The sequence below is a fragment of the Afipia sp. 1NLS2 genome (genome assembly GCF_000178995.1).
Taxonomy (GTDB): Bacteria; Pseudomonadota; Alphaproteobacteria; order Rhizobiales; family Xanthobacteraceae; genus Afipia.
Map to the genome: position 1 here is coordinate 796,184 of NZ_ADVZ01000001.1, position 20,255 is coordinate 816,438.

Annotated in this window: 18 protein-coding genes; 8 read left to right on the top strand and 10 right to left on the bottom strand. The window is 59.4% G+C overall.

The genetic code is table 11. The features are described from left to right. Positions 1–45: 45 nt before the first annotated feature. From AFIDRAFT_RS03840 to AFIDRAFT_RS03870, 7 genes are all read right to left on the bottom strand, one after another. Complete coding sequence (locus AFIDRAFT_RS03840) at positions 46–357, bottom strand: DUF736 domain-containing protein (protein WP_009337779.1); 312 nt, start codon at positions 355–357, stop codon at positions 46–48. Positions 358–1,351: 994 nt separating this feature from the next. After that, the gene (locus AFIDRAFT_RS03845; RefSeq protein WP_050789564.1) at positions 1,352–1,705 is read right to left on the bottom strand and encodes a hypothetical protein; all 354 of its coding nucleotides are present in this window, start codon (positions 1,703–1,705) and stop codon (positions 1,352–1,354) included. 164 nt (positions 1,706–1,869) lie between these two features. Continuing rightward, positions 1,870–2,349 (bottom strand): hypothetical protein, encoded by a 480-nt coding sequence (locus tag AFIDRAFT_RS03850; protein WP_009337780.1) that lies wholly within the window; start codon positions 2,347–2,349, stop codon positions 1,870–1,872. A gap of 200 nt (positions 2,350–2,549) precedes the next feature. Continuing rightward, positions 2,550–2,780, bottom strand: a complete 231-nt coding sequence (locus AFIDRAFT_RS20485) for a hypothetical protein (protein ID WP_009337781.1) — start codon at positions 2,778–2,780, stop codon at positions 2,550–2,552. A gap of 417 nt (positions 2,781–3,197) precedes the next feature. Next, the gene (locus AFIDRAFT_RS19270; protein WP_009337782.1) at positions 3,198–5,828 is read right to left on the bottom strand and encodes an AAA family ATPase; all 2,631 of its coding nucleotides are present in this window, start codon (positions 5,826–5,828) and stop codon (positions 3,198–3,200) included. A 4-nt stretch (positions 5,829–5,832) separates the two neighbouring features. After that, entirely contained in the window at positions 5,833–6,957 is a 1,125-nt protein-coding gene (locus tag AFIDRAFT_RS03865; protein WP_009337783.1) for a metallophosphoesterase family protein, read from the bottom strand. Between the two features lie 111 nt (positions 6,958–7,068). Then, positions 7,069–7,617, bottom strand: a complete 549-nt coding sequence (locus AFIDRAFT_RS03870; protein WP_009337784.1) for a GIY-YIG nuclease family protein — start codon at positions 7,615–7,617, stop codon at positions 7,069–7,071. 351 nt (positions 7,618–7,968) lie between these two features. Here AFIDRAFT_RS03870 and AFIDRAFT_RS03875 point away from each other — a divergent pair, with 351 nt between their 5' ends. Beyond that, complete coding sequence (locus AFIDRAFT_RS03875; protein ID WP_009337785.1) at positions 7,969–9,381, top strand: Shedu immune nuclease family protein; 1,413 nt, start codon at positions 7,969–7,971, stop codon at positions 9,379–9,381. 1 nt (position 9,382) lies between these two features. Here AFIDRAFT_RS03875 and AFIDRAFT_RS03880 read toward each other — a convergent pair whose 3' ends face one another. The 3 genes from AFIDRAFT_RS03880 to AFIDRAFT_RS03890 form a co-directional block, all read right to left on the bottom strand. Continuing rightward, a complete protein-coding gene (locus tag AFIDRAFT_RS03880) occupies positions 9,383–10,900 on the bottom strand; it encodes a 3'-5' exonuclease (protein WP_009337786.1) in 1,518 nt (505 codons plus the stop codon). Continuing rightward, positions 10,897–12,663, bottom strand: a complete 1,767-nt coding sequence (locus AFIDRAFT_RS03885) for an ATP-dependent nuclease (protein WP_009337787.1) — start codon at positions 12,661–12,663, stop codon at positions 10,897–10,899. Before AFIDRAFT_RS03885 ends, AFIDRAFT_RS03880 begins: the two co-directional genes overlap by 4 nt. Positions 12,664–12,947: 284 nt before the next feature. Continuing rightward, the gene (locus AFIDRAFT_RS03890; protein ID WP_009337788.1) at positions 12,948–13,874 is read right to left on the bottom strand and encodes a hypothetical protein; all 927 of its coding nucleotides are present in this window, start codon (positions 13,872–13,874) and stop codon (positions 12,948–12,950) included. 153 nt (positions 13,875–14,027) lie between these two features. Between AFIDRAFT_RS03890 and AFIDRAFT_RS03895 the strand changes: the two genes are divergently transcribed. The 7 genes from AFIDRAFT_RS03895 to AFIDRAFT_RS03925 all read left to right on the top strand — a co-directional run bounded on the left by AFIDRAFT_RS03895 (position 14,028) and on the right by AFIDRAFT_RS03925 (position 20,237). Beyond that, positions 14,028–14,447 (top strand): DUF3846 domain-containing protein, encoded by a 420-nt coding sequence (locus AFIDRAFT_RS03895; protein WP_009337789.1) that lies wholly within the window; start codon positions 14,028–14,030, stop codon positions 14,445–14,447. A gap of 114 nt (positions 14,448–14,561) precedes the next feature. Further along, positions 14,562–15,185, top strand: a complete 624-nt coding sequence (locus tag AFIDRAFT_RS03900; RefSeq protein WP_156786841.1) for a hypothetical protein — start codon at positions 14,562–14,564, stop codon at positions 15,183–15,185. A gap of 27 nt (positions 15,186–15,212) precedes the next feature. After that, positions 15,213–15,728 (top strand): hypothetical protein, encoded by a 516-nt coding sequence (locus AFIDRAFT_RS03905; protein ID WP_009337791.1) that lies wholly within the window; start codon positions 15,213–15,215, stop codon positions 15,726–15,728. Between the two features lie 222 nt (positions 15,729–15,950). Continuing rightward, positions 15,951–17,132 (top strand): hypothetical protein, encoded by a 1,182-nt coding sequence (locus AFIDRAFT_RS03910; RefSeq protein ID WP_009337792.1) that lies wholly within the window; start codon positions 15,951–15,953, stop codon positions 17,130–17,132. A 102-nt stretch (positions 17,133–17,234) separates the two neighbouring features. Further along, a complete protein-coding gene (locus tag AFIDRAFT_RS03915) occupies positions 17,235–18,065 on the top strand; it encodes a hypothetical protein (protein WP_009337793.1) in 831 nt (276 codons plus the stop codon). Continuing rightward, complete coding sequence (locus AFIDRAFT_RS03920; RefSeq protein ID WP_009337794.1) at positions 18,065–18,442, top strand: hypothetical protein; 378 nt, start codon at positions 18,065–18,067, stop codon at positions 18,440–18,442. Before AFIDRAFT_RS03915 ends, AFIDRAFT_RS03920 begins: the two co-directional genes overlap by 1 nt. Before the next feature lie 22 nt (positions 18,443–18,464). Beyond that, on the top strand, positions 18,465–20,237 hold the full coding sequence (locus AFIDRAFT_RS03925) for a type IV secretion system DNA-binding domain-containing protein (protein ID WP_009337795.1): 1,773 nt from the start codon (positions 18,465–18,467) through the stop codon (positions 20,235–20,237). Positions 20,238–20,255: the final 18 nt, after the last annotated feature.

The following is a 20,255-nucleotide window of genomic DNA, read 5'->3' on the forward strand; positions in this document are numbered from 1 at the left end:
GTGACGAGGACCGGCGCGGCCGGAAGCGACCGCGCCGGGTGCGGCTCAGTCGGCGCTGCGGCGCGACCAGATCAGCGAGTGCACGCCGTCTTCACCTTCGATCAGATTTGCGTAGATCGGGCTGGAGAAGCTTGGGTCATCCAGCTTCACGCTGTAGAAAATCTTGCCACCGTCTTTTTGAGCGGGTTTTTTCCAAGCGGCACCGAGCTCGACAGAGCCTGCGAGGATGCGATAGTCAGGGGCCTTGTCGCTTTCCTTCTCGGTCGGGATGAATTTTGCCTCGATGTTGAGGCTGAGCGTTCTGACTGCGCCCGCAAAGCCGTTGTCGCTCTTGGTGAATGTTCCGATGGTTGCCATGATCGTCTCTCCGTTTGCTCTCGGGCTCGCGTGATTGCGGCCTCGATGACGGTCCTTGCGCCGGGCGGCGATCGACCTGCACCGGAGGCCGGAGCGAAGCGGAGGACGGCGGATAGGACGGCTTTTTTGTCTTGCGCGAGGAGACACGCGTAGCGTGGCGGGGAAAAAAGCCGGACGCGCCGTTGCAGGGAAGCGATCGGGGCCAAAAGGCCCTTTACCGCTCGGCGACACCGTCCATCGTCAGAGGCCGAACACCTGCGCGACCACATCCTGCAAACGGACGACCGATCCCGACCCATCCGTTTCATGGCGACGGCTTCTTAGGCGCCGGGCATTCGACTGCGAAGACTGTCAAGCAAACTGATCAACCCGACAGGGATCAAGACCACGATGGACTTGGCTCGCCGGCGATGGCGGAGCGCCGCCTTGGTAAACCCATGCAAAATGGACGGCCGAAAATTGGAGCCGTGCGCCTAATGAGCTTAGCCGGAACATACAACCGCATCGTGGTGAAGCGCACCGCCTGAGCTAGTGATCCGCAGCATCTTGGCTGTCGCAGCGGCTCGCGGTCGTTCTCGCCGTGTGGCACCGTTGTTCACTTCGACATGCAGCGATCCCGGCGATCATGCGAGCGCGACGCGACATTCAGCCGTGGAAACTCTGGCACCTCGACTATCGCCAGATCACAGTTCTCCGGCGGCACCGATCACATCGACAAGACAGGCTTCAGATGCCGCGACAAGCTGACGACTATCGCGATGGATTAATCAGCAACGCCGTCGGTTAAAAATGTAGACATGACTCCAGCCGCAGCAATCAGCAGAGCACGGATCGGAGATCATACGTCGTTGGCACGTCCTTCCGCTGGCGTTTTGAGTGATCCAGCGGTTTCCGCACGTGGCATTGTTGCGGATCGGCTAATATTGCCTGACCGGTGGCCGCTTGGGTCATGCTGTCGCCCACGGGCGTGAAGGACGAGTGCAGATGCGTTTCGCTACGGCTCCGCAAGACATGGCGAAGTGGCTGCACCGTCCGACATTCTTTGCGCGATCTCGTTCGCTCGCGGCTGCCGCGCATCGACTGACGCGACGCGGCAGGCTCCGGACGGTGACACCTTGAGAACTACCAGCTCCTCGGCCTCGCGCTCGCGTCCAGCCGATGCTGTATCGATCCGCCAGATACGCAAGATCGCTGCATGTGGCAGGCCTGCCGCCATCCGCCATTCAACCTTTTCACCGAACACGCGGCCAGCACCGCGCCAACTCACACTCAACGGGGAGTGCTGTTGCCGTGTCGGATGCCAGAGCGCGATTCCGGCGATGTTGCCCTCATCGGCATACTCGGCCACATAACCGGCCGGACCCGGACAGCGCCATCGGCTAAACCCCTCGCGGGATCGATCTTTGCAAGACGGTCCATGGGTGGGAGTATAGATATACGATACCTCAGCCGCATGGACGGCTGATATGCCCACAGTCAGCAATCCGAAAATTAATCCGACGCACGCCGGCCTCATATGCGTACTGCCTGCTGTTGTTGTAAGCGCCGGACCTCGGCAGGGTTGGACCCGTAAAACATACGACGACGGTTTACCTTGCCCGAAATCACCGTCATCAGACTCGCAAGACCGGGCAGTAGCCAGAATGCGCCCAGACCGCCGATCGGCAGCATCAGCGTCCCCAGCACGATATGATGAACTATCACCATGTTACGCAGGTTATGACGGTCAAAGACTGCCACGTCCTCAGCTTTGATGCCCCATAGTTGGTAGTGATATCGCCGCCCGTAAACAAACATCTTGTCTAAAAAGAACTCCCCGCCGCATCCTAACTGAAGCAGTGCAGCAGTGTCGTTGCAAACTGCGACCTTATCGATCTGGATTCGGCGCCCCGAAGCTTCAGTGATTTCGAGATAGGCGTAAACCGTCAGATAATTGTCGAACTGGTGCTGGCCGTGCGCCGTCACCGTTCCCTTAATACTGAGCAAACTCATTGTCTCACCCTGCAAATCTTCCCGGAAACACACTACACGTTAAAGCGTGTCATATGCGTTAAGGCGTTTGGCGGCATTTTCGGCAATGCTTGTCCTCCGACCGGCAACTCGCTGGGTTCGGGACCGTGAGCGCAAGACGGCTTCCGGTCCCGAGTATCCCGCCGGTTTATTCCGCCGCGATCATGCCCTCGGCGTCAGCGCTATGCTCGGCATCGGGTCACCCCGTTGGCAGACGCGGGAACGATGGCCAGACCCGCAATGATCCAGGGAAGCCACCCCGTTCCGGCGACAAGCTGCTCGGCAGTTTCCGCCATCGGTGCCTTCTTCATGGCCGCGGTGCGCTCGGCTGCTTCCGGCCCGACCGCCTCACTGACGGCAGCGATGATCGCAAGCGTATCCGCCGTCGCCAACGCCGCGGCTTCTTGTCCCATGGCACTCTGACCGCGAACACGGTCAAAGCTGCGCAATGGGCGAATAGCGCCATGCGGCTGTCGCGATCGAGTTCAGCGACAAAGCGCCAGAGAGCGGACGGCGATTCTGGCAGTTGCACCGCCCATCGGTCATGACGATCCGCCAACGCTCTTGCGGCAGCGGGTATCGAGCCGTGTATCTTCAACGTTGTTGTGGACGTTTACGAAAAGGTCGACGCATTGGGGGTCTCCCCGACTTCCGAAGAGTTTGAGGCGTTCGAACAATCCTACCGACGGGAGGAGGAAGACGGGCTGAATCATCGAGTCACCGGCAACATTACGTGTCGTGCCGGCGACGTCAGTACTATCCTCCGCCATCTTTTTACGGGCACCGCGGCCTCATAAAGACGCGGGCTTACTCCGCCAAATAGTCCGCAATCAGATTCGTTTAATGGGTGCTCCGAGCTGCAGGAAATCGCGCTCGCGGCAGGTCAGGACTAAGACCTGCAGGGCTTGCGCCGCCTTGTGCAGCACTAAATGCATGCGCTCCAACCGCCCCTCATCTGTGTTGACGAGGGCATCATCAAGAATGACCGTGGATGGCAGGCCTGATGCGCGAAGGATGTCCGCAAGGGCGAGACGAGTAATCACAGCGACCTGTTCGCGAGCACCCACGCTCAATGAGTGAAACGGCTCCGTGACTCCCTTGCGCACAAAGTGCTCGATTTCGAGCGTATTTTCATTGAGAACGATGTCGCTGTCGGGTTGGATCAGCTTGAGGTAGGGCTTCACGCGCTCGCGGAGCGGACCGAGCCATCGATCCTTCATCTCCCGTTGCGCCTGTGTGAGCGTCTCATGCAGCAGCAGCGCCGCAGCTGCCTCGATATGTCGAGATGCGAGTCGTTTCTTGGCTTCGAGACCTTGGCCTTCCACCTCCGCCAATTGCTCACCGATGCCGTCGCGGCCAAGGGTCTTGAGCTCGACCTCCAGATCCCGCTTCTCACGCGTCAACGTTTCGATATCGGTCGCGATCGCACGCTCCGCATTCTCGGCGCGCTGCAACTCCAACGCTGCGACCTCTGGTTCAGCCGCCTCTAGAGTGGCCTTCGCTTCACGATGCCCCTCGTTTGCGATGTTCAACGCCGCTTCGGCTGCGGACAGATACTGCTGCAACTCGTCATCGGTCGTGTGACTGCGAGCTACCGTCAATTCTTGCGTACAGGCTTCATGCCGGCGCAAAGCAGCGGCCGCACGCTCGACGACAGTTGCGACCTGACGGCCCGTTTGCTCTCTTGCAGCGCGCGCCGCGGCTGCGCTGTTATCGGCATTCTGCTCGTTCTCGCGGGCTGTGTGCAGCGCTCGTTCCGCTTCGTCTAGCGCTGCTTCTGATGCGTCCATCAGTGCCGAGGCTGCTTCCGTCAGCGGCCTGGCGGCGACAATCTGTTGAGTGTCAACGGCCTGCCTCAGTGAATCGATGCCTTTCGGGGCGACCGCAGCAATTGTCTTTGCCAACGCGGCGGCTTCCTGGATTGCGGTCGTACGCTGCGCCAATGCCTCGCGAGCGGCCGCAAGATCGATAAAGTCGAGTTTGACCAGATGATCCGTGAGGCTACGCGCTGCTGTTTCCGATGCCAGCCGTAACGCTTCAACACCGCCACCGGGATGAACCTTCAGACGACCAAAGCCTTCAAGGTCGACGGCCGCGTCCCGGAACAGGCTGAGCGGTCGGGTGGCATCATGCGGCTTAAGGTCGATGGCGATATTACGGGGCCCGTCGGGCTCGAAGGTGATTTGCACGCTCGCCGCATCAAGCTGCAGTTGCGCGCGATCCTGGGCGGCCTGAAGTTTTTCGAGACCGGCAATATCCTCTTTGCGAACCGTAATGCCTTCCGCCACCGCGACATATTCACGGCGTTTGGCGTCGGCAGCGTTCACTGCCTTCAGCTCTTCTTTGAGTTTTGTCAGCAGTGCAGTCGCCTGGCGATGTGCCAGGGCCTGTTCCAGAGCTCTGACGGCATTCTCGGCCTGTTCACGGCGCGACCGCGACAGGCGGAGATTTTCTTCGGCGATGTCCGCCGACGCCTCATGTCTGGTCAGTAGCCCGCGACCTTCCTCCGCCTCGGATTCCGCAGTGGCCAACGCAGCCCTCGCCTGTCCGACATTGCCGATCACCAGTTCACGCGCATTCTTCCGTTCAGCAGCTGTATCTTTCTCTGACTGGCAATGGACCAACCGCTCAGCCGCCGCCTTCACCGCAGAATCCAGCCGTTCGGATTGCCGGATCGCTTCCCTTGCTCTCGTGACAGACTCTACGGCTTTGGTCAGCCGATCCTCTCGAACGTGGCGGGCAAGCGCCTCGTTTTTGGTCGACAGGAGTGAGACCTTCTCATCGTGTGCAGTGAGGGATGCTGTCAGATCGGCTTGACGAACCTCGAGCGCGGCGACTTCATCCACCAGTGCCTTGTAGGCGCCTTTGGGATTTCCGCGCTTGTCCCAGAAGCTGTTGCGCCGTTCCTCGGACGCAGCCAGCAACACACGGCCGCGCTCTCCGCCAACGACCTGTCCGACCTCCCGTTCGAGAGCCGAAGCAATTGAATCGCGTCCGGCTCCGACACCGAGGGAACGGTATGAACCTCCCTGTTCGACCCAGAGAAGGCCATAAATCCCCTGATGTTCTTCGGGCTTGGAGCGCCCTTTGTTAGGCGGCGTGAAACCGAAGATTTCGGCTAGACGTTCCTCAACGGCATCCCCGGTGACCCGCTCGCCAGGGCCGACGAGCTCGGCCTCTTGCCGCTGACAGAAGGCTTTGCGCAGTCGCCAGGCCTTCCCGTCAAGATCGAAATCGATCGAGATTTCGGGGCGCACCGATTGGCCGTATGGCTGCATGCCTGCAGCCACGTCTCCGCCGACACGATGCCGTTCGAACAGTGCCGCCCTTAAAGCAGCTAACAACGTCGACTTCCCCGCTTCGTTGTCACCCACGAGGACATTGAGGCCGTCTTGCAGGTCCTCAACAACGACGTGACTAAGCTTACGGAAATCGCGTATCTCGATGCGGCGGATCTGCATGATTTCAGGTCCCCAGCCCTACATGATCGAGATACATCATGCGCAGAGCCACGCGTGCCCTGTTGGCTTCAGGATGATTGGGGTCAGCTGCCTGCTCTCGCAAACGCTCGACAGCCAGCCGCACGAAGCCGACGGTGTCGATGGCATCGAGATCATCCTTGGTCGGTTCATCAATCAAACCGCTGTCATCAACGTCGAGATGATGGAGCCGCGCTTCCCAGGATTTCAGTGCACGTTCGAAGCGATGGCGCTCTGCCAGGCTGATGCTGCCGGTCAAATCAAGGGAGACGACACATCGGCGGTGTTCATCCGTGAGGGCGTCGAGAGCGTCCAATGCTGCAGTGCAAGTGCCGTCGACAAGCTCGACTTCGCGATGAACCCAGCAATAGTGCCCGATAGCGAGCTTTTCGACCTGTTCGGGTGCGCGCGGGGTCGCAATCTCGACAAGGTGCACAAATCCGGAATCGTTCGCCTTGTGCCGATCAGACTCCGGCGATCCAGAATACCAAGTCCGCGGCGCAATCTTCAGAGCCCCGTGCCAATCGCCCAAAGCGAGGTAATCGAGTCCGGCTCGTTCGGCACGCTCTCCCGGGATTTCGTTTCCTGCCTCCGCGACACCTGGAAGACGGCCGGCGACGCTGCCATGGGCGAGCCCGATCCGGCGACACCCGTCGGGCGTGACAGCAGCGTCAAACCATTCCGTCTGGTCAATGGATTCTCGCCGTCGGCGCAGCGGTGCCGGGAGAACGATGGCGGCGCCGTTCCAACGATCGATGGGAAGCGGCTGATCGGCAATAATGATGTTCTGCGGTAAATCCATCTCCTTCATGCGCGTCCATACGCTGTGAGCGATGGCGGCGTCATGATTACCCGGGAGGAATACCCAGGCTCCAGCAAACGGCTCCAGTGCTTCAATTGTCCTGACAATTGTGCGGTCCGAGACTTCATTGCTATCGAAGGCGTCCCCGGCCACGAGGACCGCATCGACGTTGCGTTCATTCGCAAGCTCTGCGATGCGGCGTGCTGTCCGGATACGTTGGAGACGCAGTTCGACGCCTGGATCCCCCACGACATTCCCGAAGGGCTTCCCGATCTGCCAGTCTGCGGTGTGGATGAAGCGGAACGCCATGGTGAAATCCAATATCGTCGACAGGAGACGTTCTACCTGCAAGAAGACGTAGCACGGTCGGCAGTAACCGTCGCTGACCTTATTCGACTTGAGACGCAGATCCGTGCAGTTTCAACACGACGACAGCTGCTCATTAGAGACTATGGGCGATCGATCGGCCCCGCATTGCATGCGTATTTGCTCAAGTATCGTTGGTCGCGTGGACCGCCAAGGATCACCGCGACACGCACGCCATGCCGGGAGTGTCATTCGGTGCTCGCATTGCATCCGAATGGCTTCCGCGTAGTTGGTATACATGAAATTGACGGAGTTTAGATCGCGCTCATCCTCTTCATTCTTGAACTCGTCAAAGGCATCGATGAAGAATGCCAGCTGTTGCGGATCATCAAACTTGTGCCATTCGCCACGGTGCCAATGCTCGGCAAGTGCCGCATGTAGCGAATATTCTGCCTTTCGAATGTTCCAGAACGGCTTCGCCAAGATCTGATCCAGGCCGTGCGGGCACCATGTATTAGCCTCTCCGAGCAATCGGCGTTTTGGGTCCGTGGTTTTTCCGACCTTAACGAGGTTTCCTGTCCGTACCGCGTAGATCCATCCTTCATCCAACCGCGGAACGCCGAAACACGCCGGGTCCACGCGAAAGCGCTTTTTCTCTGTCATTAGATGAGCTCCTAGCTGCACCGATGCGCCGGCGAATCACCCTGAGATTATATTCACGTTCGTCCCACTCGGAGGCACCGCAGATCCGCCGTCCACACGGCGTCTACGGCGCAACAGACGATCGGCTCTCTCCGGCTATGGTCTGCGCACGAGAAGCGCGCCGGGACAGTGGATGTTGAACACCATTTGCCCGCTTTGCGAGCGGCCAGCCTTACTCGGCAACAGGTGGTGAATGGCGAGAAGCAAGGAGAACGCGCGGCTCCCCTAATCGGGCTGAAGTAAATCCAATGCCGTTATAGTATATCGAAGAATGCACGGTATTCCGCCCGCAAGCCGCCCGGAGAGATATTGATGAAGTTAAGCTTGAGCGAAGTTCATCCGGGGTGCGTGGCAGTCACGTGCGAGGCCGATCGCGAAACTTACCGATCTTTGAACCCGGACTACTCGCCATCCGACCCGCTACCCGTCAAAGAAATTCTATGGTTCGACGCGACCAAGTCGACGATCATCATCCGCCCCATTAGCACCTACCCATCGAACCGATACTTCGAAGCCAAGTATGATCAGATCGAGGAGATCGTCCTGGAGGGCTTTGACGTGAACCTCCCGGAAGATGAAAACGGAGTACACGAAGCACTATTCTATTTGCCGACCGGCTTTATCAAAAGCATTGATGGCGGCCTAGGCTTTCCGAAAGAATACCATTCGATCATCGACAGCGCCGAGGAGATCGACGGCGTCACGAGCTTGGTCATCACGAAAAGGGGACCGACCCGCATCGATGAACCCTGCTTCTATCTCGCCTATCGGGAATTTGAGAAATTACGCCTTACGTTGGCGCGGATCACCCGCGGATATCAACGTGAAGGCAGGATTGATCGAGCAATTGAAGCCCACAACGCGCTGCTGACGACATTAGACGCGCATCGGTTTCCTGCAAGACAACGTCCGCTCAAAAAGGACGCCGTATTCAAACTGCTTACCGACCGCGATCCCGCCAAGTCTGACCTTTCTAAGGGAGATCGCGCAGGCATGATCTCTGCCCTTCGGTCTAGCGCCCCCGCACTCGCGGCTGAAAAGCCGCAGGTGCTCTATGAGCTTCAACGCGACGTCGAACTCGTTAGCCTCGATGTCCTCATCGTCCGCTTTCGGGAGATGTTAGAGAAGAAATTGCCTGAGAGCGCATGGCAAGAGCTGTTCGCTTCAAACCCGTTCATCTTGTCGATGCTATTTGGCTACCCGATTGTGGAGGTCCTCGGTCAGGCCCATGTCGGAGGCACAGCTTTGACAGGGCGTAGCGGCAAGATCGCTGACTTTCTAATCAAGAGCGAGGGCACCAACAACGCGGCCCTGGTCGAGATCAAGACTCCACGGACGCTGCTGCTGGGAAAAGAGTTCCGAGGTGGGGTTTACCCGGCGTCGAACGATCTCACCGGCTCAATCGTCCAGGTCCTCGACCAGCGCTACCAATTCCAAAAGAATATCGCTCAGATTAAAGATGCGACCGATATCTCCGATCTCGCATCCTATGCCGTTGATTGCGTCGTCGTCGCGGGAACGACGCCGGCAAGCAAGGCCGAGCAGAAATGTCTGGAACTATTCCGTCGCAGCATGAAGGACGTGCAGATCTACACGTTCGATGAGCTTCTCCAGAAAATGGTCCGCCTGAGGGACTTTCTGGCAAGCGACGAACCATCGGCGGAAGCTTCGGAACCGCTCGGTCCTTCCTGCCTTCCGCCGCCGCCCGAGCCGATCGAGGTCTGATTTAGATCGCCAGCAGCGGGCTCGGCGCATTGCGGGAGACGACAAGCAACAGGCGGTCTTTCGCGCGGCTGAGGGCGACGTAGAGAAGGCAACGCGCCTCGAACTTGTCCGGGAATGTCTTGGCATCGCAGGGCATGATGATGACGCTGCCGCACTCGAGACCTTTTGCCTTGTGCACGGTGCTAATCGCTCTTTCCGGAGGCTTCGGCCGCGCGTAGGTGCGTCGATGCGTGATCTCCATCAACCCGTCGTCGATGGTGTCGAAGGCGCCGAGCCGGATCGCGTCCCAGAACTCCTTGTGGCAATCCATTTCGATATCGGAGAAGTCGCTATTGGACTGCTTCAACTCCGAAAGGCGGCGAAGCATCTTGGCGACGCCCCTGTGATCGGGTTCGGCCAGCAAATACCGCGCGAGTTCCTGGATCAGGGCGGGCTTGCCTCTGCTCCTTGCAGAACAGCCTTCACGGACTTCCTTCTCGAACCGATCGCCAAAGGCCGACGGGCTGAATCCCTTGCCGATCTCATTCATGAATACCACGACCGCGGCGGCGAGAGCGGAGACATCGCCATTACCGACGCGTGCAGCGTCGACCAGCGCTTCCAGCGCGGACCGCGTGTGGCCTTCCCAAAGGAGGATCCGCCGATTGAAAAACCCGCGAAACGAGCGGGCGGTTTCATTATAATGCGTGAGGACGAGGAGTGACGATTGCGCCTTCTCGAAGGTGTCAATCGCCCTCCGATCCGCAGATGAAAGCTGATATTCGAGATTTTTCCGGGCCTGATTTTCAGCAAACACCACGCTGACGCTCGCCGGCAAACCGCTGCGCAGATCCACCTTACCGCCCGTCTTCAGCGCGTCGCGGGCGCGCAAGGTCCATTTGCCGAGTTCCGGGCAGCCGGACTTCCATCGGTGTGGTGTGTCGAGTTGCTCGAAGGCGTGCGCTTGCTGCGTGAGTGCTGTCCAGTCGCAAGCGGGGTTCGATCCGACGAGTGGCTTGTCCTTATAGATGCGCTGCATGGGATCGGCGAACACGCGAAGACGCGCGCCCTGCTCCAGTAATGACATCCCGATCGCATGCTGATCGCCGCTGCAATCCTGATGCTCGTCGCAGATCACAACTGGATAGCGCCTCGCCAGCGAAGCTGCGATCATCGGATATCGTTTGAGGAGCCCCGCGACCTTCAGGGCCATATGAGCGTAACCTTCCTTATTCTGCCTTGCCCAAGTCGATGCGTCGGCCGGAAGTCCGAGACCGCCGTGATAGGCCGTCGCGATGTGAGCGATGAGGCTGTCTATCGTGCGAATCTCGACGCGCGATCCTCCGCCCCTTGTCCGCTCGGCGAAGACGGAACAGGCAGCATGGGTGTGCGTCAGGATGAGGAGACGGCCATTGCGGGACGCCGCAATCTCGCGGGCGTAATCGGCGCCTTGGTGAGTCTTACCGCACCCGCCCGGCGCCTCGATGACGACGAGCGGAGCGTCAGATCGTAGCGACGCGTGGACCGTCTCATCACTCACGTCGGCAGATCCGGAATTTCCGGGAGGTCGACTGCCTTCCTGCTCGCATTACAGAATGGCAGGAGCTGCGGCTTCAGGCCTGGCCAGAGCCCGAGGCTGAAGACCTTGCCAGCAAGCTCACGTCCGCCATCCACGGATTTGAACCAGGTTCCGGCGTGAGACTTGTACTGATTTTTCTCAGCTTCCCTACCTGCCGGTACTGTACCTAAGGCCGCTTCAATAATAAGCGCCTTGAGGCCGCTGCCCGCCTTCATCTTGATGGATGCAAAGTCTTTTTCACCGATCGCAAGACGGTCCGCGAGCGTCCGAAGACGCATGCCGGTCTTTTCGCCGCGTGGATCGGTCAGCAGCGTTTCAAGCTTGTCGTCTGGCGTCGCGCCGACGATGTTTTCCTCTATGCAGAGCGATGGCCAACGGAAAAGCAATTGGCCAAGTTTGCCGCCGAGTTTTTTCCAGCGATCCGGATGCTTGCCCCCCTCGTCGTCGGCGAAGCCCCCGAAACGCAATCCGCCTTCAGCCAGCGCTTCGAGTACCCCGAGCGTAGTCTCGTGTCCCCCACCATCACTGACGTGGATGCCATGCTGTTCCAGTGGAGCGCCGAGCGCACGTTCGAGAAGTGTGACGGTGAAGCCGACCTCCGTCGCGCCTTCGGCGACAACGGCCAGGCGCGCGAGAAAGGTTTCGGGATCAGTCTTGCGATGTTTGGCGATCTTCGTGGCATCCAGCGGGCCAATTTGGCCCATGTGGTCGACGTACCAAAGACCAGCCTTCGATGCCGCGGAGATCGCGGCGGGGCTGTGCGTCGTCACGAATACCTGCGATTTGCCCGCCTGTAGTTTTTCCACAAGCGTTCGCTGGCGATAAGGTTCAAGCCCGCGTTCGACTTCATCGACGATCATGATGGGCGCCTCGCCCTGGTTCTGCTCTGCGATGGCGAGGGCCGATAACCGCCGCGTCCCAGCCCCCCAGCTCGCAAGCGGCAATTGGATGCCGTTGCGGTCTGCAGTCAGGCCGATCAGAGACGCGATCGAAGGGCCTTGTCCGCCGGTGATGGCAAGGTCCAGACCATCCGGCAAGCTCTTCTTGTTGAAGGCCGTGTCGAGATCTTCGAGCGCCTTCTTCGCCTCCGATGTCAGTTCGTCTTTGACGTCGCTCTTCGCCAACTCGCTCGCCATGCGCGAGCGCAGCCCCTTGTCTGAGAGCAGCCGATCGAGCGCGGACCCTTGTACAAGCCTAAGATCGCGATCGTTGCGGTCGTCGCCGCTGAGGCGCACGAGTCCGATGGAGCGGCGCAGTGCGACCGGAAAAAAATCGGTTGAGCCGTCGGGCTGCACGATCTCGTAGGCGAGCTCAAGGTCTTCCGTGCCGCGCACGCGAAGTCGGTACACCGGCTCACCGGCCGGCTTGCTGTCGTCGTCCGTATTCGGGACCGACAGGTCGGCGCCGCTCCATTCCCACGGCCAGGACGGCTTGAGCTGATCATTGATGCCGCTGCCCGGCGGTAAGGACATAACCGCCTCGATGACAAAGCCGGCGTCGATATTGCGGGCATGGTAGTCGGTGTCGGAGAGGTTCGTGGCGTTGACCGGGCTGAGGAGCAGGCCGATCGCATCAAGAATGGTCGTTTTGCCGACATCCCCGCCGCCTAGAATGACATTCACACCTCTCACGGGCGACCATGAGAGGGTCTTAACCCCGCGGAAGCGTTCGATGGAAAGTCGATAGATTGCCGGCACGGAGGGTGCGACAGCAGACGCGCTCATCTTGCCGCTCCCAACTGTTCTGCCACGCCTTGTAAGAGCCTCGATGCGTAGAATCTATGCGCAACTAAACCGCACATTCGCGCAATCATCAAGCGTATGAGGCTGATCGCGCCCTCCCGTCTCAAGGTGTTCGAGCCGAGGCCAGGTGGGCATCTTCGGAGAACGAGCGCTCCGTGCAAAGCGATCAGCATCCTCGCGCCAAGGCATTGGAGGAGGCGAAGAACTTCCACGGTCAAGTTTGCCGCTTAAACGAGCTACCTCTTGAGCCTCGTGTCGCATCCTCGTCAGGCTTGAACGGACCGAAGTCGTTTATATCCGTAACTGAAAAAGATCTGACTTCTGCGATCCGGCATCGGGGTGGCCGACGCGTCCGGTTCGAGAATCGTGGAACAGGAGCCGTTCGCGACGTCGATCAAAACCAGGCCAACATTGGCAAGTTTGAGATTGTTGCACGCGGAGATAAAATTTCCAGCGAGCGCGCTCGGCGGCATCAAACACCAAAAGTGGGTAAAGAACGTCGATTCGAATGCGACCTGCGGGATTTTTCTTCTCAAAGCGTCCGATTGACTGGCGCCCGAGATGAAATAGCAGTCGATCGCATCTAGCTGCGGTGCCGATGGGGTCGAGAGATCACGAATGATATAGTCTGGATTCGTGTAGCCGAGTCCGACGATGGGACGAAGAATGGTTCGCTGGCCGCGCGGATAGCGATTGCCCGCCGTGAGTTCTTTTGTCTCAAGTAAAATGCGGCGACATGCGTCAATAAATTGCTTGGCAGCATGCTTGCCGGCGGCAATGGGTGACGCGTGGCCCGTCCCTTTGGACCGCAAGTCTCGATACTTCCCCAGAAGGTCCAGATATGTGTATCTGACGGTGCCAGCGCTATCGATGAGCTCAAGCGATTTGGCTCGGTCGAGCTGCCATATCTTGCCTAGCACCTCGATGTGGGAGAATGGCAGCACACGTAATCCCTCCCCAACGCGAGGGGCCTTAGCTTCCACCTCGCGAAGAAACTCCAGAGCGCGGGTAAAGCGACGCAGCTGATTGTCGGTGAGCTTGCTGGTCTCAGCAGCATAGGCAATCCACGTTCTGCCGTCGGGTGCGCGGTTCGAGTTGGCTTCCAACTCGTGAAGGGCTTCGGCAACCTGCAGCCAAGGAACCTGGCGCGGGCCCGCCTCACGTAGGAAATCGAGATTGTGTGCGATGGTCATCCTACGTGGTGCTTTGTTTGACTTGAAGCGTTGATAATCCTTACGACCAGGATTTTCCAGTCGATTAACTATGTCCAGCAGGGTTGTACCGGGTTCTTGACATAATAGCATATTGTGCTATGTTCTTCTTAAGTTCATTAGAGGAGGTATTTCATGCGTGCAATTCTGATTGATCCAGCCCGCCGGATGGTCGAGCCCCACACTATCGACCACCGACTGGCGTCGCTGCAGGCGGCGGTCCAGGGCTGCATCGCCTGGGGCACAGAACTGAAGACGGGTGACGTGCTCTACGTCGACGACGAGGGCCTGTTGAAGCCCAACCCGGCGTTCTTCGCCCTAGGTAGGAACACGTTCGCGGGCCACGGACTCCTCGTCGGCCCCGAGAATCCCCTGATTACCGATGTCGTTTCCACGGTCGAACAGATCACCAGCATGGTCCGCTTCGACGTGGATGTCGATCTCGACCGGACCCTCGTCGTCAAGTCGACGACGTTCCACTCGGCGGATGAGTTCTTCGAGTACCTGAGCCGGCAGCGCAAAAGCCGACCGCTAGTAATCGTGCAGGAAGAGTGAGTAACGCGGTTGATGGACTTCAGCGAATCTACCCAGCACGACGGTGACAGCACATACGCCGACAACGGCCGGACGGATGCCCACAACGATGAGAATGTTGCGGGAAGCAACAAAATGATGCTGGCAATCGCGGAGGCCGACAACGCAATCCATCGCTGCAACGACCGCTTTCTCGGCGAGGTCGAAAAGTTCGGCGGCACGATGCCGACGGCCGGCGTGGTGGCCGGCATCTACACCGCGTATTGCGCGATCGAGGCAGCGGGCCGCCGCGAGCAATTTTTGGCTGAGCGTGGCATCAAGATTCACGGCAACACGCAGAACGAGTGCTACCCGATCTTCCGCGCCTTCACGAAGAAGGTTCATTCGTGGCTGCGCGATCGCGTCTGCAAGTACGCCACTGTCGCAGCTCTTGCTCGCTATAAGAGCGTGTCGCCCGACGACTTCCTCAACTGGTTGAAGGATCACCCAATCGAGGAGGCTTGCGAAGAGTACCGGCGCATCAAGGCTGAGCTCGAAGAGGCGAAGCGCCGCGCGTTCATGGTCGATGCCAGCAAGGATCCCGAAAAGGCACCGACGATCCAGGCGACGCCGATCACGCATGGGCATATCGGGCTGAAGCTCGGGGTGTTGGAGTTCGCCAAGGATGGCAGCGGCGAGTTTCGCCTGCTCGGGATCTTGCCCCACGAGCGCAATGCGGTGATGCGCATGGTCATGACGGCTGCGCGGAACGCAACGTAAATCGACAACAAGTAAAGGAGTACAGACATGTCGACTATCGATAACGATCAGGACATGAGCCCCGCCGCACTCTTCATGGAATCTGCAAGCGTTGAGTTAAAGAAGGCTAAGAACTTCATCTTGGAAAATCTCGAGCACTCCTTGAAGCTCGGCGGCGCGGTGGCCAAGGCCCCTTTCGAACACACGATCGATGTCGACGTTTGCAATCCCGACCACTCAGTCGCATTCAGACTACCGCTTCACATTGCCATTGATAAGGCGGCCCTGATGTCGGAAATTCTGAATGCTTCTCTACGCAGCAAGCTCCGCCTCAAGGGTTTTCACGTAGTAGATGGCGACTTCACTCAGCCACGGCTCGTCTTGCTTCTCGGCCGCCGCGTAGTCGGACAGCTGTACTGCTCGCATGACGGCGAGAGCCTGTGCCTCGAAATCAAGGCACGGCCGGATGCGCGGGACATGGGCAACGCCGTGTTAGCGCTCGGTCCGCTGAAGTTCAACGTGCATACGCCGCTCGGCTCGGCGTGGACCGACATCGTCCACTGATCGCGACCGTAGCGCAAAGTGCGAGGCATCGATGGTGATCAATTGCAACGCGCGGCGCAGCCTTGATCGACCGGAACCGCTGGGCGAGTGCCAGGTATTCAACCGCCACCTTGAGGGCTGATTGAAGGGACGTTCCAGCCGCCACCTCCAGCAATCCGAAAATATAGAGAGTTAGGCCAACGGCAACGACGGCCGTCGCCGACAATCGAAGCGCAGGGACACATGAACAGCACCGACAACCTCAGCTACATGGAACTCAAGGACCGGCTCGAAAATCTGGAGCCGCCGACCACCAGCGTGCTCATCCACGACCGGCGATTCACGACCGACGCCGGTCGCAGTGAGATCGAGGTCATCCGCACTGCTTTCGGTGACCGCCCCGTCGCAACATTCAATGTGCCAGTCGAGTGGCTACGAAAACTTTCTATATTCGTGCCGTCGGACCAGCTCGCCCGGTATAATAACGGGTTCCCGATCGTGATCCGCGGTGTCGAACTCGAAGATGTCGATATCCGGCAAAAACATGACCGCCATGACGGCGATTTGGTCAAGTCCGCCAAGCACGCGCTCGAGATTGAAACCTTTCGTATCACCGGCCGCCAGACCGAGGTCGAATTGGCTCGAAACACCCGCCTGCGCACGCTGACCGAGAGCGAAGCGGAACATCGGGCGAAGCAGGCGGTGGGCGTGGCCGCTTATCGCGAGAAGGTCTCGCCTAAACTCCATATAATCGTACCCACGTTCGATACGATCATGAGCCTGATCAATGGTCTGATCGATCGGGGCCGTCGACTGGTAAAGGCCTTCTTCGGCATCCCCGCGCCCAAAGACCTGATCGCCGACGAGCAGGCCATCGTCAAAGCCATGATGCATGAGCGGGGAGCTGGCATTCTCGAACATGTCGAGGAGGACAATATTAGCCGGGTGCGCGGGGCGGCCTGGAATCGAGAGCGTGCGGGCCTCTTTACCAAGGCCATGGAGACGTGGACGAAGCGCGCAGCGATCGAAAAGCCCATCACCATCTCAAGCGGCGAAGATCTCACCAACGCCCTTGAGGAGCGGATGACGGCGACCGCGTTGATGAAAATCGCCGTTTCGGGCGATCTGCAACCCTCGGACATCCATAAGAACCTGTTGATCGAAGAGGACCGCTTCGCGATTGGGCGTTTGATCGGCCAACTATCGCGAGGAAGACAGATAGAAATCGATGCCCTGCAAGCGAAGATATTGCGGCACGCGATTATCAAGAGAGGCTTCGGTTGCCTCGAAACGCAATCTGACAGCATGAACTTCCTGCTGGCCGACGCTGCTCTGACTTGTCGGGACATGACGGCCTGGATGAAGGCGCTCGACCACATCGTCTCGACTGGTCTTGCCGAAACAATTCAGCCCCAAACCAGGTAAATTTCATTTTGGGCATCTAATCCCAAACCCGGGGATCGGCGCCACCCCTACGATTCATCCCGTGGCCGCGCCGTAACGGCCGGCAGATTGGGAAGGATCGGTATGAAGAAAAACAAAGCTGCCGCGATGAGTGGCGCCAGCCAGCTCATCATCATGGCGAACGACAAAGGCGGCCAAGGTAAGACCTTGGCTTCGCTCGTCGTCGCCGATCATGCTCATCTGCACGATGCGCCGCTGGCCATCGCTCAGGTAGACGTCCAGCACCGCCTGGCTCGCACGGTGGGCCGTAATGTCCTGACGATACCAGCGGTACCACGCGAATCACGGCGCGATCCGACCGCCGACGCTCGCTCCTTCACGCCGCTTTACCACATGCTGGAGCGCGTAAGCGCTCGCAACGCGAACTGCTTGCTCGACATCGGCGCCAACCAGGTCGAGCGCTTCGCCAACTGGGCCGGGATCGTTGAGCTCGACGAAGATCTCGAAGCATGGCGCTTCGAGACCACGATCATGATCCCGTACGTGGCGGAAAGCGAGGGCATTCGTCAGGCCGCCATGACCGCAGACGCTTTGCTGCAGCGCTTTCCGCGCTCCAACTTGGTCTTTGTCCAGAATGAGCGCGACGGCGAATTTGCCCATCTGCATGAAGCCTCTGACGCCGCGTCGATTTACCGTAGATCGATCGAACCTCTATTGGACCGGGCTACATTGCTCCGTATGCCCGTCGTCGAGGCTGGCTCCTGGCGTCCGTTTGAAGCAGCGCACTGCCGCTTGATGGACGTACCTTTGATGCCCATCCGCAAGGTCATGGCGTTAACGGGCTTGCCGCACCCCGAAAGCAAGATTGCGAAGGGCGAAGTAGCCGCCTGGACGTCTGTCGTTTTCGGCGAACTCGACCGCGTTTTGAACTGGGCAACGACGGAGGCCAAGTGATGCCAGAACAACGCGATCTATTTGACCTTGCTGCAGCAGATGCTGTAGCAGCCCGTACCTCCGCACAGGCCGAACTCGCCAAAAATCTTGCCAATGAGATTTTGAAGGGTCCCGCGAAGTTCGACCCGAAACGCCTGAAGGCGCTCAGCCCCCAGGGCATCCTCGTTCTGCTCGCTGCGATTCGTCAGCACAAGGTCCGCGAAGCGGAACCTCCGCGCGAAACATCCGCCGGTAAGGTTGACGAGCGCATGAAATCCTTTTCGTGGCAGCACTTACGCAAGCCGGAGCCCAACCGCTGGCTCCGCAGCGTGGCCGCTGGCGTGGGCAGCGGCCTCCTTATCGTCGCGATCGGCCTTTCCGCCGCGGCATTCTCCTAACCGACAAGCAGCGAGCATCATCATGCCGGTCGTCAATCCGTTCCTCGAAACCAAACCCGTCGTGCCCGCCGTCTTGGGAGCGACGATTGCCGCCTTCCTCGTCTTGATCGTGGGGCTGGCGATCCTCTTTTCGACTGGTGCACCGTATGTGATCGCCGCCAACGGGACCGTTCCGCTCAATTTTCAGATGGTTGGTCGGATCGCTCTGGAGTTTCTCCGTGGCGATACGTGTGCAGCAGGCCTGACCAAAATCATTGGGCTTGACTGCCGTTTCCAGTATCTGGACCGTGTCTTTCAGGCGATTGCGGCGTCCAGGTCAGCGTCGATCCCCACCGTCACTCTGCTATTAGCAATTGCAGTGTCGTGGGGAACGACGGCGTACATGATGTACGCGGCAGCATCGAAGTGCGAGCGATTCGTCACGCTGCGCGGATGGCGACTGCTGTTCGATGGCGAGGGCCGCGCGTCCTTGCGGGGAGTGATCGCGCGAACCGGACCAATCCTCAAGCGCGGCTTGTGGCTGCTGCCCCACGTCCAACTGACGAGCGAGTGCGAAGGGTACAATATCCTCGCCCTCGGGACCCAAGGCAGCGCCAAGACATCAACGCTGCGCGGTCTGGTCGAGCAGTGCGAGGCCAGAGGCGACCAGATGTTTATCCACGAGGTCAAGGGCGACTTCACCGCGGGGCTTCCGATCAACCCGTTCATTCTGGTTGCGCCGCATGATCGACGATCCGCTGCCTACGACATTGCCCGTGACATCAGAAACGAGAAACATGCGCGTGAATTCGCGACGCACGCGGTTCAAAAATCCGACCACGATTCGATGTGGGGCGACGCCGCCCGCGCCGCGTGGGCGGATCTGGTCATGACGCTGCACGCGGAGAATCCCGGCGACTGGAGTTGGGATGATCTCGCCTCGGTTCTGCTGTCCCCGGGTGAGACCATCAAGGCAACGTTGGACGCCGCCGGCAAGAACAGCGCCAGCCGCCTGATCTTTGGCAGCGACAACCCCGAGGATAACCGCACCACGATGTCAATTCTCGTGACCATGTGGGTGGCTGCGTTGACGACCGTCCTGCCTCTCGCCGAGGCGTGGCGTGACGTGCCGGTTAAGCGGCGCTTCTCCCTACGGCAGTGGCTGGATGAGCCGACGGCATATCCGCGTGTTATCGTGCTGCAGAAGTCGAGTGAGTATCCGGAGTTGTCGGGCGCAATCGGCGGCTTTCTGATCGATCGCCTGATCGCTCTCGCACTGCGTCCCGGCCGTCAGCGCAATCCGACGCGCAAGCTGGTGTTCTGCCTGGACGAGTTGCCCGAGTGCGGCAACGGCCACATCCAGGGCCTTCCAAGGCTTCTAAATACCGGGCGCGAGTTCGGCATCGTGACGCTGGCGGGAATCCAGGAGATCTCTCACCTGGTCGAAATTTACGGCGAGAACCTGGCCAGCGTTCTCCTCGGCCGATTCAGGATCAAGCTGATCCACCAGCTCAACGCCGGCGATTCGGCAGAACGGATCAGCGCGTTGCTTGGCGAGCGCCGCATCGAATATCCTGGCGCGCCTGTACGCGACCAGATTACCGGCCGCTGGGTTCGCGAGACCGTCCGCGAAACGGCGCCGGTCTGCCCGGCCGACCGCCTCGAAAGTGATCTCGGCGTGACGAAGAAGGGCCTCCACAAAACAGCGCGGATACTGGTGATGGGATTGGGCAATCCCGCGATTGTAGACGTGCCTCTGACCGTGTGGCGCGATCGTCGTCCCGGCCATGTCCCGGCAGCTTGGACCGGCGAATAGGGCACCCGATCCGACATG